Below are 14,689 nucleotides of genomic sequence, written 5' to 3' on the forward strand. Positions count from 1 at the left end.
TCTAAATTCTAAATTCTTGAAGGAAGTTATTTAACATTTAAAGGAGTGAAACTATTTGTGACATATTTAAAGTGAATTGGTATTAGAAGTTAACTACTCAGGTAAAGCTCAAATTAATAATTTATTTTTTCCTAAATCACAATTATCCTAAACTGAAGTTAAATGGATTAACTTATTGTAAAAGTTATTTTAAAGTTGGATAATTATGTGTAAGTACAACGCGAAATTATAATTTGTTAACGAGCAACAAAAATGATATTTGTTCTACCATGATATATTCTGAAATTTCCGTTGTTAATCAAAGTAAATAGTAGTTAGTTAAAAAAGATTTTTATTTAATCTATCGAATAGTCTGAAAAAAATCAACAACTTAACCACAACTAAGTAATAAATAAATGAATAGATTTCGTAATGCAGTAAAATCGGGAGAATTTTTAGTAACTGCTGAAGTAGCACCACCAAAAGGAGCTGATCCCACTCACATGATTGAAATGGCCTCAACACTAAAAGGTCGAGTTCATGCTGTTAATGTAACAGATGGCAGTCGTGCTGTCTTGAGAATGTCTTCATTGGCAGCCTCAATTATCTTGAAAAATAATGGCATAGAGCCAATATGTCAAGTAGCTTGTCGCGATCGCAACCGTATTGGGTTACAAGCTGATCTAATGGGAGCTTCGGCATTAGGACTTAATAACATTTTAGCTCTTACTGGCGACCCTGTAAAGGCAGGGGATCATAAAAAGGCCAGGAGTGTGTTTGATATGGAGTCAGTGCGTTTATTACAAATGATTGCTAAATTAAACCAAGGGATAGATTGGAATGAGAAAGCTTTACCGGATGGAGCTACAGATTTATTTGTAGGTGCTGCTGTCGATCCTCAGTCCCCTAGTTGGTCTGGATTAAAAAAACGATTTGAGCGGAAATTATTAGCAGGGTCTCAATTTTTTCAAAGTCAATTAATTTCTGATTTTGATAAGTTAGAAAAGTTTATGAATCAAATTGCAGTTGAGAGTAATAAGCCAATTTTAGCTGGAATATTTTTACTTAAATCTGCAAAAAATGCTGCTTTTCTTAATAAGTATGTGCCTGGAATTGATATACCAGAACATATTATTAATCGTTTGGCAAAAGCTGAAAAACCTTTAGAGGAAGGAATTAAAATTGCTGCCGAACAAGTACAAATTGCTAGTAAGATTTGTCATGGAGTTCATTTGATGGCAATTAAACGAGAAGATTTAATTCCCAAAATATTAGATATGGCTGAAATTTCTCCTATTTAAGGAAGAAGGAAGAAGGAAGAAGGAAGAAGGAAGAAGGAAGAAGGAGGAAGGAAGAAGGAGGAAGAAGGAAGTAAGTAGGAAGGAGGAAGGAATAAGAAAGGACTGAAAAAAATGGCGTTTTCATAGAAGAAGGAAGAAGGAAGGACTAAAAAATATGGTTTTGTCTGAGTTTTAAGCTTTTGATACAGCAGATTACATCAAGGGTGAGGTACACTAATAGTGGGCAAGATGCCCCCACTGGGAAGATTTAATCATTAATATCTGTACTTCATATACAACCGAATCTGCTGTATGTCCTAACCTTTCTCTAATCATAAACCTGATAACTGATAACTGATAACTGAATTCAACCCTTATGAAAAAACTGCTTTAATATTTCAGTAGGTTTTCTATCCCAAGTATCAATATGCTCATAAATTAATCCATCTTGATTCAATTTATAAGTAGAATAACCATTAAAAAAAATTCTGGCTTGCCAAGGAACTCTTAATATTCCACGCACAGTCCAATTTGCCAAAATTATATTTTCTTCTGTTTGCTGAACATTGTGCAAATCAAAATAGAGTTCTGTGAAAAATAACCGACCATGAAAGCGCAAAGTCCAAAAAATAATTCGATAATTAAACTTCCACTTGAATGTATTAACTGGGTCTTTAAAAAAATATTTTTAGTATAAATATCGTAGGAAATATCCTTTTCAAATAGAGTAGGTAAATCCAAATTTAGGGTATTAATAACTTGTTCAACTTTCACTATAATTTTCCTCAGAAAAAATTGACATATCTAGACTAGAGTTTACTTAATCTACTTAAAAAATAATCAGCGTAAGTTGAAATAGCAGTTTTATCTTTTCTTTTGCGGGTTTAATACCCCACCGTCAATGGGAATGCTTAAAATTGCTTGGGGTTAGGGATTATATCAAATCCGTTGGCTTCAGAGTAATATAATTCTGTCGATCGTCATACAATGGGTAAGGACGAATGGCCATTTACTAACGCAAAGCTGCTGCTAACGCCCCTACAATATAGGGCGAATGCCATTCGCCCCTACTCTTATCTTTAAAGACTGAATAACACCGATGCTACCGGATTTGATATTATAAGACACGGAGTGGCCAATCGTTTACTATCCATAAGTAATTTTCCCTTCTGCCTTCTGCCTTCTGCCTTCTGCCTTCTTCCTTCTTCCTTCTTCCTTCTTCTAATAAGAACTAATATTCAAAATTCGTTTAATCTGTTTCACATATTGATAAATTTCAGGTAAACGTTTATAAATAGCAGACGCTTTTAAATAAATCTTATAAGGAACAGCAGGACTACTAGAAACAATTTCTCCAGCAGCAACATCATTATGAACACCCGCTTGAGCAGTAGCGATCGCTCCATCTCCAATTTTTGCCTGATTAGCAATACCCACTTGACCTGCCAAAATCACATTATCACCAAGTTTCACCCCACCAGCTAAACCAACTTGAGCGGCCAAAGCACAGTTTTTCCCAATTTGACAACCATGACCGACCTGCACTAAATTATCCAACTTTGTATTTTTGCCAATTCTAGTTTCTCCCACTGCGGGGCGATCGATAGTAGTATTACCACCAACTTCAACCCCATCTTCCAAAACCACTCTGCCAGACTGTTCCATTTTATACCAACCCTCTTGAGTAGGCACAAAACCAAAACCTTCTCCACCAATAACCGCTCCACTATGAATCACACAACCATTACCAATCTGACTACGTTCATGAATCGAACAGTTGGCGTGTAAAACAGAATTATCTCCTATTTCTACATCTGGATAAATTACTACATTTGGATAAATACAAACATTGTCCCCAATTTTTACCCCCGCATCAACCACAACATGAGCGCCAAGATAAACATTTTTTCCTATTTCCGCTGTTGAGTGAATAACAGCAGTGCTATGAATTTCTCGAATAGGTTGAAAAGGTTGATAAAAAAGAGCGATCGCCTTGGCAAATAATAATCTCGGTTCTTTTCCAGCTACCCACTCAATACCACGTTCGCTTGCCTGGGTTTGCAGAGTCTCATCCATGGGCAAAATCAAAGCACTAGCATTTGTCGTGCCTAAATAACTGGCAAATTTTGCTCCTTCTATATAACTAAGAGTACCTACTACTGCTTCATCCACTGGGGCCACACCTGTAATATCTGGGGCCACACCATTAGTTTTTTCTAGACTACTAGCGATCGCCTCACAACCAAGTTTATTTACAAGTTCCCTAAATTTCATAACTTCCCACTCGTAGCAAATACCCTTGAACTAATACCATTTTCCTGCAAAAAAATAAACCCAAATCCATCGTTGTTAATCAACCGGAGATTTGGATTAAATATTCTTATCAAGACAAAATACTCGAAAGCTAATTTTGCCTAAGTCTAATTTACTTGACAGAAACAGCATCTACATCAACTGTGGTATCAGTAGTAGTTGAATCTTTATCATTAATATCAGGTGCAACTGCTACATCTTTTTTACCCCGACGTAACTTTATAAATTCAACTGCCATCTGAGAAACTTCTGCCACTAAGAGAGTTACAATAGCAATATCATCGATTTGTCCTGCAATTGGGATAAAATCGGGAGAGATGTCAAAAGGACTCAATACATAAGCCAATGTTCCAGCAATAATCCACCAACGATACTTAGGATTACGGATAGTATTGCGATACCAAGTATATAGAGATTGAATGGAAAAACTCATTTAATTATCCTTAAACTTAAAACTTACTTACATTTTTAATAATGGCAGAATTTAAAGCAGTATCGCAGTGTCAGTATCCACCATAGTTTTTACAGAAATTTCTACACTTAAAATTAAGGAATGAGGAATACCTGGCACGGGAGTAAGATGCTCCCACTACCGTGCCTCTTCAAGAATTTAGAATTTAGAATTTAGAATTTAGAATTTAGAATTTAGAATTACCTCTCCTTGAAAAGAAGAGGATTGACTAATCATGAAAATTTTTATTTATTATCCCCTGAAAAGGGGAGGCGCATACCCACAATATTTCGGTAATACCATTTCACTAAAGTCAGAAGTCAAAAGTCAAAAGTGGTATTTTAGGTACTTAAAACCTCTACTCTACAGTAATTTCAGCTTATTATTTGAATTCATCAGTTATATCAAATCTGTTGGCTAGGGTTCCCGAGAAATCGGAGTAATATAATTCAGTTGCTCGTCATACAATGGGTAAGGGCGAATGGCCATTCGCCCCTACAATATAGGGCGAATGCCATTCTCTTATCTTTAAATACTGAATAACACCGATGCTACCGGATTTGATATTACTAACTATTTGTGACATTTTTTACAGCCGTTTTTATTTGTATAGACCACAGTAGGGGCGAATGGCATTCGCCCTCAAATGGCATTCGCCCTCAAATGGCATTCGCCCTCAAATGGCATTCGCCCTCAAATGGCATTCGCCCTCAAATGGCATTCGCCCTCAAATGGCATTCGCCCTCAAATGGCATTCGCCCTCAAATGGCATTCGCCCTCAAATGGCATTCGCCCTCAAATGGCATTCGCCCTCAAATGGCATTCGCCCTCAAATGGCATTCGCCCTCAAATGGCATTCGCCCTCAAATGGCATTCGCCCTCAAATGGCATTCGCCCTCAAATGGCATTCGCCCTCAAATGGCATTCGCCCTCAAATGGCATTCGCCCTCAAATGGCATTCGCCCTCAAATGGCATTCGCCCTCAAATGGCATTCGCCCTCAAATGGCATTCGCCCTCAAATGGCATTCGCCCTCAAATGGCATTCGCCCTCAAATGGCATTCGCCCTCAAATGGCATTCACCCTCACTGGATTTAGTGTCTCTGCGTAAGTCCCGGTGATAACAAACATTGCTGGGCAATTCACGACCATTACAATGCAATACTACCTAACTATTATCTCAGTAAAAAATTATCCTCACTTAAAGATGCTGTATTGAGCAGTTTTGCGAATCGACCACCTCCGCCAAATCCTGCTTCACTGCCATTGGGGTTGTAGAATAAGTTTCCATTTTCAGTATTGTACACAATAAAAGCATTGGCAGTTCTGGCGTCTCGATTACCGAAAAATTGTGGTTTAAATCCTCCCCTTTTAAGGGGATAATAAGCGGTCGTTTGCGGAGCAGTCCGTTAGGATGGGATGGCGAGGAAACCTGCGCCATATCCAATCGACCAAGAGAAGAAAAATTTTCATGAATTTGTCAATCCTATCCGTTTCAAGGAGAGGTAATTATTCATTATTCATTATTAATTATTAATTATTAATTGTTGAAGAGTCACTGTCTCAAATTCAGTATCAATACTAAACCCAGTTCCACTGTCACTCATCAGTGCGGTGAAAGTTCTTTTATCCAGAAGAATCAAATCTTGTCCGGGAACGAAGTCTGTAATTTTATCTATTCCTAAATCTTCAGGATTAAACTCTTTGTTGGTGTTGAAAATAAAGCGGTCAATACTACCTCCTCCAGTGAGAACATCATTTCCGCTACCACCATTGAGGCGATCGCGACCAATACCACCATTAAGGGTATCATCACCACTACCTCCAAGGAGACGGTCATTACCACGACGACCAATCAAAAGGTCATTACCAGATGTACCAAACAGACGGTCGTTGCCTATACCACCATTAAGAGTATCATTACCCTGACCACCATTCAAGCGGTCTGCACCTCCTCCTCCTAGGAGATTATCCTCGCCACTGCCACCCCTGAGTGTGTCGTTTCCTCCTCCACTACTTAATGTATCGTCACCTGCTTCTCCATTCAGCACATCGTTGTCTGCACCACCATTAATTTCATCGTCAGTAACTTCATCAATGAGGTAGAGACCTGCATCCCAAGTCAAATCAGTTTGCTCGTCAACTAAGGTGATAAACCTATCCCACTATTTTAAAAAAATTAAGCTTTTTAAGTAAAATATGCTTAAAAAGCTTAATTTTTCGCTTTTAATTATCAAAATTTTTAGGGTTTTTAGCAAAAATATTATTAGTGGGATAGGTTCATGGAAGTAGTACGACCTGTGGTGGGGTCTACATCGCTATCTAGATTGTCATTTGTTCCTTCATTTTGAGGACTGAAGGTTACGCCTTCAGGTGCGATAAATTCTAGGAAGTATTCCCCTGGAGGAATGTCTGTGAAACTGTAGGAACCAGAGTCAATAGTTGTGGTTGTGTCAACTAAGTTTTCATCGCGGTCATAGAGATTTACTGTAATATCTGCTAGACCTGCTTCGTTTTGGTCTTGAATACCGTCAACATTACTGTCTAACCAAACAAAGTCACCGATGGTTGCCTCTGGGGGAAGAGTAACAACTTCATCTATAATAAAGTTGGCAAATTCTGTATCTGTGCCAGAATTTCCTGCTTCGTCTTGGATAGTTGTGGTATTAATTCCTAAACTTTAGTTACCAAAGGTTTTGGTTAAATTTCTCAGTTTCTGAATTCGGTAGGTGTTATCAGAAATATTTTTGATGGTAATTCCATCGGTTGAGACTGTTTCACCATCGCGGGTGAGGGTAATGTCGCTGTTGTCAAAGGTTGTAATGTCGATGGCTTCTGAAAAACGGACATCGATAAATCTTACGGGGTCTGTAGTTAGGGTTTCTGGAACGTTGGAGAATTCTAGGATGGTAGGTGCGGTAACATCGGCGAATAGTTCGAGAGTTCCTGTTGTCGAATTTCCTGCTCGATCGGCGATCGCTATTTCTACTGTGCGAGACCCTACTCCAGAAAGTTCTATATTTCCAGTGAAGTTTGTTCCTGTTACTGTTGCTTGACCGAGGGAGTCTCCTGTGGTTATGTCTGTGAAAGAAACTTGCAGATTTTCTTCTGGTAAGTCTCCTGCAATGGTAATATTGTTGCTGGTAATACTGAATTCTCCATAGTTGATGTCATCCTGGGTTGAGTCGGATGGATCGTTGCTAGAACCATTAACTTGAATGTTAGTTGCAGCTAGAGGTGCAATTGTATCTAGTTCCCAACTGGTAGACAAATTGTCAGCTATTGAGTTACCCGCGCTGTCTGTAATTCCCGAACCATTGACTGTTAGGGTATATTCCCCATCTTCAGTTTGGAAGGGGATTAAGCCTTTGATGACGTAAGTTGTTTCATCTTGTTCCTCAATTTCTATATTTTCTGTGATTAGATTTTCACCGCCATCAACTGTGAGGGTAATATCTTGGAAATTGAAAGATTCGGGAGCGATCGCCTGGTCAAAGGTGACAGTTATACTGGGATTAGGAATATTACGAACGCTAGTAATTTCATCAATTCCGGTCAAGGTGGGTACGTTGTTGTCTAGTTCCCAGGTGAACCCTTTTCCACCGACTCCGTTATTGCCGTCTATGTCTTGAACGTTATTAGCGGCAACAATGAGTTCGTATTCGCCTTCGGTATTACTTAAGTTTGCTATGTTGGCAACTTCGTAGGTGAGGTCATCCAGTTGGGTTACAGTAACTGTGTCATTTATCAGGTTCCCGCCGTCATTGCGAGTTAGGGTGATATCTTGATAGCAGAGCGTGTTAATACTGCTTCTTGGTCGATTTCAATGCGGACTTGGGCGCAGACTCCATCGCTGTCGTTGTCTAGAGCAACTTGAAGCTCTTCCGCAATCGCCAAAGTTGCTTCTCTGAGGTCGTCAAATCTTTCTGCTTGAGTTTGTTCGATAGCTGTATCCAGTGTTTACAATTACTTCGCTAAAATTTTGCACAACTTTTCTCTCTAGGGCTGATATACAAATGTAGGCTAGTTCAAATTTAATTTTGCACGATTTTTTTCTCCAGGACTGATATATAAATGTAGACTTGTTCAACCAAATATCCAAACTCATTATCAACTGATTTATCCATAGGGGATCAACATCGTATTTGAGTTAGTGATTTTACAACCGTAGGACTACTTAAGCCAGATTCTTGTTCTCTAGTTTGTCTAGTTATATGTAAATAACAAGATGTCTGCTCCTATGATGGTATCGATAGTGACCCATCCGGTCATTGTCAAGGGCGATCGCTCTTTTCTGCATATACTCTGCTGCTACTGACGATTATGGTGAATCAATGCAGGGCAGAGAATTGGTTTGTAATCCTTTGAAATTGAGAAAAAATCACCATGGAAGACGATAAAACCAAATCATTTTCATTATCCTCTGCGCTCTTAGCGCTTACCGCTACAGTGGGAGTTAGCGCGATCGCTCCCCCCGTGCAAGCGGGTACAATCCGTCACGATCGCTATGACTCCCAATATCGGAGTCTGGCCAACTTATTTCCCAGTGTCGGATATCTCAGTGCCCGCAACTCAAGGGGTAGCTGGGCATGTTCGGGAACCCTCATTGGCTCTCGATATGTGATGACAGCCGCCCATTGTGTAGAAAATGGCTCTTACATGAATCAAGGGACATTTTCGGTGGGCAATAGTCGTTATTCTGTAACCGGATTAACCGCTCATCGGAATTGGTTTTCAACCCGTCGTAACCTGGGATTAGGCAATGACATTGCCCTTCTTGCCCTATCTCGCTCCGTTACAGGAGTAAAGCCTGCCTCACTCTATACCAGCTTTAATGAAGATATCAGCCTTGGTACTTACGTTGGCTATGGCCGCACTGGTAACGGTCTCACCGGAGCAATTTATCCCGGTGGAACCAAGCGAGCTGGACAAAACATCATTGGCACAGGTAATCGACTAGGATACAGTACCAATGTTTTAGTCTCTGACTTTGACGACCCTCGTGACAGCAAATGGTGGGCCTTCTTAAGCCAACCCATGAATTTAGAGTATCAGCTTGCCCCCGGTGATAGCGGTGGAGGTCTATTTATTAACGGTCGAGTCGCAGGAGTTCATTCCTTTGTGAGTTCCAATGATGGTCCTGGCAATACCAGCTATAGGGACCGCTCTGCTTCCACCCGTGTTTCCACCAAGAAAAACTGGATTTGGGGAGGATTAAATGCACTCAGAAAGTGGTTTGGAGGTTCTACAATCACTCAGTCTAATCCCAGTGTACCTGCCCCCGCTTCGGCTCCCTCTAGTGACTCCTTAAGTCCTGGCCTAATGGAGCTTAACCCAGAATATGACTACTTTGACCCGAGCTATAAAATCAGTGTTCTTGAGGATACGGGTTTTTATGCCGAACGCACCAAAGCCCCAGAACCGAGCAGTCTTTTCGGGTTGGGCTTAGTCGGTGCATTCCTGGTCAAGCTCCGGTTAAGTTCAGCACGTAAAAAGTAACCGTCTTGCTTCATTCAGAAGCCAGCCATAGGTCTACAGAGAATCGATGAGGGTGGAATATGATCATAATCTTCTACCTCTCATTCTTGCTGGCTTCATAGTCTAAGCTAGAGCGATCGCTAATGATACCCAATTGTGGGCGATAGCGCCATCAGGTCAGGGTTTGACTGTAATCTGGAAACTTTCACAAAGTTGACTTCCTTTGCTGGTCTTTCCATGTTTATGAGTTTTCTGATTGCCACATAGAGGACATTCCATGATAATAGAAAGTGTTTAAGGACAATAATTATATTACCATTCCCACACTTTCGCACAGGCACTACCGTTAATTCTTAATCTAAGCCAAAAAATTTGCCACCCTTTGTAAATAATTTTCCCGGTCTTCTAACATAGGAAAATGAGCTGTATTTGGCATAACACTTAATTCTATTTTTTCATTTAATTCTGCTGCTTGCCTACCCATTTCTGCGGGAATAATTTGGTCATATTCGCCAGCTACTAATAAAGTAGGTACTGTAAATTTTTTAAATTGTTCTGGTAACCATTCTGTGGCTTCTTTACTTACAGAAGTTAAAACTGTGCCATAAGCAGCATCAAAATCTGCTAATAAAAATCTTCTAAAAATGTACGACTAATACTATCTGGCAGAGATTTATATAAAAATCTTGCCATAAATATGCGGCTCATAAATGGAATTTGTACTAGCCATTTGGGGCGAAACATAACTACATAACGACTAAATTTATGAAAGGTTGTAAATGTTTTTTCATCATATTCAAAAATACCGCTACAAGTTAAGATTGCTTTTTCTATTCTCTCTGGATACATATTCAAAAATAAGGCAGCAATAGAACCTCCCATAGAATGAGCATTAATATAAACTTTCTCTAAATTTAAAGCATCAAGTAATATTGCTAAATCTTCTGCATAGCCTACTAATTCATATTTTTCTGTCGGATTTTTTGAGGATTTTAAAAGAGTTTTTTCCTCAGTAGTAGAAGGTTGAGGTAAACATGAACGTCCAAATCCTCGTAAGTCATAAATTAAACAATCAAACTGACTAGAAAGCTCCTTGGCTGTACTTTCCCAATATCTACCAGAACCTCCCCATCCGTGGAGAAATACCATTACTGGTTTTGATTTTTCTGTGGAATTTGATGTCTTTATCCACTCATAATAATGTTCAACGCCATTGATATTTATATAAGATGTTTTTTCTGTTGTTTTCACCCTAGATTACTCCTATAAAAATACTTTATTCTTGTAAGCTCCCCGCGCATCCCCCACGCATTGGGGGACTATGAGCAAGCAAATTGTCTTGTTCCCCCAAAGTTGGGGGCTAGGGGGCAAAATTCAGTATCAAACAAGCCCCGCGCATCCCCCACGCATTGGGGGACTTTTAGAAGCAAATTGTCTTGTTCCCCCAAAGTTGGGGGGCTAGGGGGCAAAATTCAGTATCAAACAAGCCCCCGCGCATCCCCCACGCATTGGGGGACTAGAGCAAGCAAATTGTCTTGTTCCCCCAAAGTTGGGGGCTAGGGGGCAAAATTCAGTATCAAACAAGCCCCGCGCATCCCCCACGCATTGGGGGACTAGAGCAAGCAAATTGTCTTGTTCCCCCAAAGTTGGGGGCTAGGGGGCAAAATTCAGTATCAAACAAGCCCCGCGCATCCCCCACGCATTGGGGGACTAGAGCAAGCAAATTGTCTTGTTCCCCCAAAGTTGGGGGCTAGGGGGCAAAATTCAGTATCAAACAAGCCCCGCGCATCCCCCACGCATTGGGGGACTTTGAGAAGCAAATTGACTCTTGTTCCCTCCAAAGTTGGCTTGCTCGGGGGCAAATTCAGTGCCCCCGCGCATCCCCCACGCATTGGGGGACTTTGAGAAGCAAATTGATTCTTGTTCCCCCAAAGTTGGGGGTTAGGGGCAAAATTCAGTATCAAAAACTTTTCAGATATCCTCTTATGTAGGGATATTGCATACAAGTCCCTACTCCCTTTTCTATTTTTTATACTGAGAAAATTCTTGATACTTTTCCAAAATTTGACTAATAAATTCCTTAACTGTCGCTGGTGAGGCTGTTTCTAATTGGGCACTGTTTTGATGTAGCCACCAACCTTTAGTAGTTTGGGGCGATCGCCAGATTTCCAAATGTTCTACATATGGATGGGCATAAAAACTCTCATCCACAGTCCCCAAAAGTCCCCAACTCCAATGGGTAAAATAGTCGTGACTCACTTTATATATGGGAAAGTTTCCCTACAGGCATTCCCCACCCATCAATAGCAACAAAGGCTTTGACTTGTCCACCCCGCAGTTGCCAACCCCAAGCTGCTCCCACTGCTCCTACTACTCCGGCACTAAAGGCAATAAATAATAGTGGCACATTTTTAGTTAATTGTTTTTTTATGCATAAAAAGTTCAAAATGTCAATAGCAGAATAGGGAGAATAATCTTGAGTGGGACAAATTAACAGCTCTCCAGATTGAGAGAGACTTTGCCAATGGACAAATAATCCCTCCAAAAATTGCTCAGTTAGCTTTGAGTCGTGCATTCCAGGGCAAATTACTATCGTCATGTTGAAGAAGGAAGAAGCAAGAAGGAAGAAGGAAGAAAGTTAGAAGTCAAAAGTCAAAAGTAAGAAGGAAGAAAGTTAGAAGTCAAAAGTCAAAAGTCAAAAGTAAGAAGGAAGAAAGTTAGAAGTCAGGACTGACGCAGAACCGCCATATCTAGTAGGGGCGAATGGCATTCGCCCTCTACAGATAGCGTTTTATCTAATAATTTGTGTAAGTCCTGAAGTTATAAGTTATAAGTCAAAAGTCAGAAGTCATAAGGAAGAAGGAAGAAGGCTTTAGTTATCTAGGATAGAACTGAAGGATGGAAAAATCTGGCCTTGTTTGAGTCTTCAGCTTTTGATCAAAATAATTGGGTCTAATCAGTTATCAGTTATCAGTTATCAGTTATCAGTAAATCTGGCCTTGTCTGAGTCTTCAGCTTTTTATCCAAATAATTGGGTCTAAAACGCCGCCTTTTAAGGCGAAATATACCGTTTCCCCTTGTTATGAGGTACATCCATCGCGGGCAAGATGCCCGCACTACATATTTTCATCATTTACCCTGTACCTTATTTGCCCGAAATATGCTGTATTTTTGGAACCTTGCTCCAATCCCCTACTTCCCCTCCTGGGAGGGGTTAGGGGTGGGTTAACTTCTGACTTCTGAACTTCTGACTTCATTAAATGTCCCAAGCAAACCTTCAATATTTTATATAATCTCAATTATTTTAGTACCCATCCCCCCGGAGGGGAGTGTTAAACTAACACCAGAGTGAAATTACTCACTACTACTGTTGCACAGAAACCAATAGTTGTAGGGGCGGGTTCGAGAAAAATGTTTGCTTTTTTTCAATCTTATGTCAATCAAACCTATTCTCAAAAAAATAATTTTTATACTTGTTTTTTGACAGGGTATAAATCAAGAAATTGTTTCTGTTGCACATTCTTGTTTCAAGTTAATTAATATTTCTAAAATCAAGGGAAAAACGTGGTTACTACTCCAGAAAAAATTCAACAATCAACAGTTACTCCATCGGATAAAAAAGACAGAGTAGCAGTCTTATTAATGGGATATGGTGAAGTAGAAAGTTATGAAGATTTTGCGAATTATAACGAACAAGCTTTAAATTTACTTACTGCTAAATTTGCTCCTGTTCCTACCTGGATATATCCTCCTATTGCCAAATTATTAGCTATTTTTGACTTGCATGAATGGAGTCATCAACATGGCAATTTTATCTCTCCTCATAATGCTATTTTTGAAAGTCAAAGAGCAGGAATTGAAAAAAATCTCCAAACAAAATGGGGCGATCGCGTCAAAGTTTTCAAAGCTTTTAACTTCTGCGCTCCCCACTTACCAGAACAAGTATTAACACAAATTAAAGCTGAAGGGTTTGATAAATTATTGATTTATCCTTTGCTCGTAGTTGATTCTATTTTTACCAGTGGAATTGCTGTCGAACAAGTGAATGAAGCTTTAGTAAAATTAGCAGACAATACCGAACATTGGATTAAAGGTCAACGTTATATTCCTTCCTTTTATAACGAACCAGATTATATTAATCTAATGGCAACAATGGTAGAAGAAGAAATTGCTAATGATTTAGCAGTTGCTCATTTACCATCTCAAATTGGCATTGTTTTAACTAATCATGGTTGTCCTCACGAAGCGAAAGGTTTTACTTCTGGAATTGATGAAAGTCAGGCACTTTATGAGTTAGTGCGGGAACGTTTAATTAATCGTTTTCCTTTAATTTCTGTAGGTTGGTTAAATCACGATACCCCACTAATTGACTGGACTCAACCAGATGCGAAAACTGCTGCTAAAAACCTCATAGAATTAGGTGCAACAGCTATTATATTTATGCCTATCGGTTTTGCCACAGAAAATCACGAAACATTATTAGATGTTGAGCATATTATTGAAGCGATACGTCGCAAATATCCACAAGTAACTTATCGTCAAATGCCTTGTGTAAACGATCGCCCAGAATTTTTGAAGATGGCTGCGGAGTGGGCTAACCTTTATATTGAGGAGTTGTTGAGTGAGAATGCTTTAGCTGTTAATCCTTCTTTAGCAGTGGCACAGGCGAAGAAAACTCATAGTCATAGTCATGGTGGGGAACATGGACATTCCCACGGTCATCATCACCATCACGACCATGACCACCATCATCATCATCATCATTAGAAAGAATTTCCTACGGAATGCTCCGCAAACAGGAGTCAGGAGTTAGAGTTCAGGAGTGAGAATTAACAGGAAAATTCTGTATGAGCTAAGATAAATAAATTGGTCAGTTACGCAAATTCACCTTAAAAACGCCATCTGTAGGGGCGAATGGCATTTGCGTTCCGCAAAGCTCCGCTAACGCCCTCAGTCTATTTAGTGTCCGTGCGTAAGTCCTGTTTGTATGAGCTAATATGAATAAATTAGTTTAATATCAATTACAAATCATCAGATTAGTTAGTTTTCAATTAATGGCAGGTTTGAACTTCTGACTTCTTCTTCAAATAATTAATTTTCTAATATTCAACTTTTTAAAGCCTCTCTTTTTTAGGGGGGTTTGTTTTTTCTGCAAAACTTTAATTTCCAGGACTTAAGCACAGACTCTA

16 protein-coding genes and 1 pseudogene are annotated in these 14,689 nt (G+C 39.6%); 4 read left to right on the top strand and 13 right to left on the bottom strand.

Annotated features, from left to right (window positions below; genetic code table 11):
• The first annotated feature begins 395 nt into the window (after nucleotides 1-395).
• Entirely contained in the window at nucleotides 396-1,280 is an 885-nt protein-coding gene (locus SAGCYANO_RS06475; RefSeq protein WP_202219323.1) for a methylenetetrahydrofolate reductase, read from the top strand.
• A gap of 346 nt (nucleotides 1,281-1,626) precedes the next feature.
• Here the strand turns inward: SAGCYANO_RS06475 and SAGCYANO_RS50045 are convergent, their stop codons facing one another.
• The 5 genes from SAGCYANO_RS50045 to SAGCYANO_RS47350 form a co-directional block, all read right to left on the bottom strand.
• A complete protein-coding gene (locus tag SAGCYANO_RS50045) occupies nucleotides 1,627-1,833 on the bottom strand; it encodes a DUF2358 domain-containing protein (RefSeq protein WP_375339886.1) in 207 nt (68 codons plus the stop codon).
• Nucleotides 1,800-2,033, bottom strand: coding sequence for a DUF2358 domain-containing protein (locus SAGCYANO_RS50050; RefSeq protein ID WP_375339887.1), 234 nt, complete (start codon nucleotides 2,031-2,033; stop codon nucleotides 1,800-1,802). Before SAGCYANO_RS50050 ends, SAGCYANO_RS50045 begins: the two co-directional genes overlap by 34 nt.
• Before the next feature lie 447 nt (nucleotides 2,034-2,480).
• On the bottom strand, nucleotides 2,481-3,533 hold the full coding sequence (gene lpxD / locus SAGCYANO_RS06485) for a UDP-3-O-(3-hydroxymyristoyl)glucosamine N-acyltransferase (RefSeq protein WP_202219324.1): 1,053 nt from the start codon (nucleotides 3,531-3,533) through the stop codon (nucleotides 2,481-2,483).
• Nucleotides 3,534-3,684: 151 nt separating this feature from the next.
• Nucleotides 3,685-4,005 carry a YkvA family protein gene (locus SAGCYANO_RS06490; protein WP_202219325.1) on the bottom strand — a complete coding sequence of 107 codons (321 nt, stop codon included), beginning with the start codon at nucleotides 4,003-4,005 and terminating at the stop codon, nucleotides 3,685-3,687.
• A 478-nt stretch (nucleotides 4,006-4,483) separates the two neighbouring features.
• Complete coding sequence (locus SAGCYANO_RS47350; RefSeq protein WP_255502474.1) at nucleotides 4,484-4,609, bottom strand: hypothetical protein; 126 nt, start codon at nucleotides 4,607-4,609, stop codon at nucleotides 4,484-4,486.
• On the opposite strand from SAGCYANO_RS47350, the gene SAGCYANO_RS06495 reads away from it, so the two are divergent.
• Nucleotides 4,603-5,133, top strand: coding sequence for a hypothetical protein (locus tag SAGCYANO_RS06495; protein ID WP_202219326.1), 531 nt, complete (start codon nucleotides 4,603-4,605; stop codon nucleotides 5,131-5,133). The two genes, SAGCYANO_RS47350 and SAGCYANO_RS06495, sit on opposite strands and share 7 nt — an antisense overlap.
• A gap of 64 nt (nucleotides 5,134-5,197) precedes the next feature.
• Here SAGCYANO_RS06495 and SAGCYANO_RS47355 read toward each other — a convergent pair whose 3' ends face one another.
• From SAGCYANO_RS47355 to SAGCYANO_RS47360, 5 genes are all read right to left on the bottom strand, one after another.
• Complete coding sequence (locus SAGCYANO_RS47355) at nucleotides 5,198-5,329, bottom strand: hypothetical protein (RefSeq protein ID WP_255502475.1); 132 nt, start codon at nucleotides 5,327-5,329, stop codon at nucleotides 5,198-5,200.
• Between the two features lie 219 nt (nucleotides 5,330-5,548).
• On the bottom strand, nucleotides 5,549-6,148 hold the full coding sequence (locus tag SAGCYANO_RS06500) for a calcium-binding protein (protein ID WP_202219327.1): 600 nt from the start codon (nucleotides 6,146-6,148) through the stop codon (nucleotides 5,549-5,551).
• A 140-nt stretch (nucleotides 6,149-6,288) separates the two neighbouring features.
• Nucleotides 6,289-6,627, bottom strand: coding sequence for an SdrD B-like domain-containing protein (locus SAGCYANO_RS50055; RefSeq protein WP_375339888.1), 339 nt, complete (start codon nucleotides 6,625-6,627; stop codon nucleotides 6,289-6,291).
• Nucleotides 6,628-6,702: 75 nt separating this feature from the next.
• Nucleotides 6,703-7,581, bottom strand: a complete 879-nt coding sequence (locus tag SAGCYANO_RS06510) for an Ig-like domain-containing protein (RefSeq protein WP_202219328.1) — start codon at nucleotides 7,579-7,581, stop codon at nucleotides 6,703-6,705.
• A 212-nt stretch (nucleotides 7,582-7,793) separates the two neighbouring features.
• Nucleotides 7,794-7,919, bottom strand: a complete 126-nt coding sequence (locus tag SAGCYANO_RS47360) for a hypothetical protein (RefSeq protein WP_255502476.1) — start codon at nucleotides 7,917-7,919, stop codon at nucleotides 7,794-7,796.
• Nucleotides 7,920-8,408: 489 nt separating this feature from the next.
• On the opposite strand from SAGCYANO_RS47360, the gene SAGCYANO_RS06515 reads away from it, so the two are divergent.
• Entirely contained in the window at nucleotides 8,409-9,521 is a 1,113-nt protein-coding gene (locus SAGCYANO_RS06515) for a trypsin-like serine protease (protein ID WP_202219365.1), read from the top strand.
• 337 nt (nucleotides 9,522-9,858) lie between these two features.
• Here the strand turns inward: SAGCYANO_RS06515 and SAGCYANO_RS06520 are convergent.
• The 3 genes and pseudogenes from SAGCYANO_RS06520 to SAGCYANO_RS44230 all read right to left on the bottom strand — a co-directional run bounded on the left by SAGCYANO_RS06520 (nucleotide 9,859) and on the right by SAGCYANO_RS44230 (nucleotide 12,075).
• Nucleotides 9,859-10,751 (bottom strand): annotated as a pseudogene (locus SAGCYANO_RS06520) (alpha/beta fold hydrolase).
• A gap of 771 nt (nucleotides 10,752-11,522) precedes the next feature.
• Entirely contained in the window at nucleotides 11,523-11,759 is a 237-nt protein-coding gene (locus SAGCYANO_RS44225; protein ID WP_237395857.1) for a hypothetical protein, read from the bottom strand.
• Between the two features lies 1 nt (nucleotide 11,760).
• Nucleotides 11,761-12,075 carry a hypothetical protein gene (locus SAGCYANO_RS44230; protein WP_237395858.1) on the bottom strand — a complete coding sequence of 105 codons (315 nt, stop codon included), beginning with the start codon at nucleotides 12,073-12,075 and terminating at the stop codon, nucleotides 11,761-11,763.
• 989 nt (nucleotides 12,076-13,064) lie between these two features.
• On the opposite strand from SAGCYANO_RS44230, the gene SAGCYANO_RS06530 reads away from it, so the two are divergent.
• Nucleotides 13,065-14,267, top strand: coding sequence for a ferrochelatase (locus SAGCYANO_RS06530; RefSeq protein WP_202219329.1), 1,203 nt, complete (start codon nucleotides 13,065-13,067; stop codon nucleotides 14,265-14,267).
• The last annotated feature ends 422 nt before the right edge of the window (nucleotides 14,268-14,689 follow it).

It is taken from the genome of Okeania sp. KiyG1, from assembly GCF_014132355.1.
In the GTDB taxonomy this organism is placed as follows: Bacteria; Cyanobacteriota; Cyanobacteriia; order Cyanobacteriales; family Microcoleaceae; genus Okeania.

Bases quoted from the DNA above. Each gene is read 5' to 3' on its own strand.
- SAGCYANO_RS06475 (WP_202219323.1), top strand. From the start codon at position 396: ATGAATAGATTTCGTAATGCAGTAAAATCGGGAGAATTTTTAGTAACT.
- lpxD (WP_202219324.1), bottom strand. From the start codon at position 3,533: ATGAAATTTAGGGAACTTGTAAATAAACTTGGTTGTGAGGCGATCGCT.
- SAGCYANO_RS06490 (WP_202219325.1), bottom strand. From the start codon at position 4,005: ATGAGTTTTTCCATTCAATCTCTATATACTTGGTATCGCAATACTATC.
- SAGCYANO_RS47350 (WP_255502474.1), bottom strand. From the start codon at position 4,609: ATGTCACAAATAGTTAGTAATATCAAATCCGGTAGCATCGGTGTTATT.
- SAGCYANO_RS06515 (WP_202219365.1), top strand. From the start codon at position 8,409: ATGGAAGACGATAAAACCAAATCATTTTCATTATCCTCTGCGCTCTTA.
- SAGCYANO_RS44230 (WP_237395858.1), bottom strand. From the start codon at position 12,075: ATGCACGACTCAAAGCTAACTGAGCAATTTTTGGAGGGATTATTTGTC.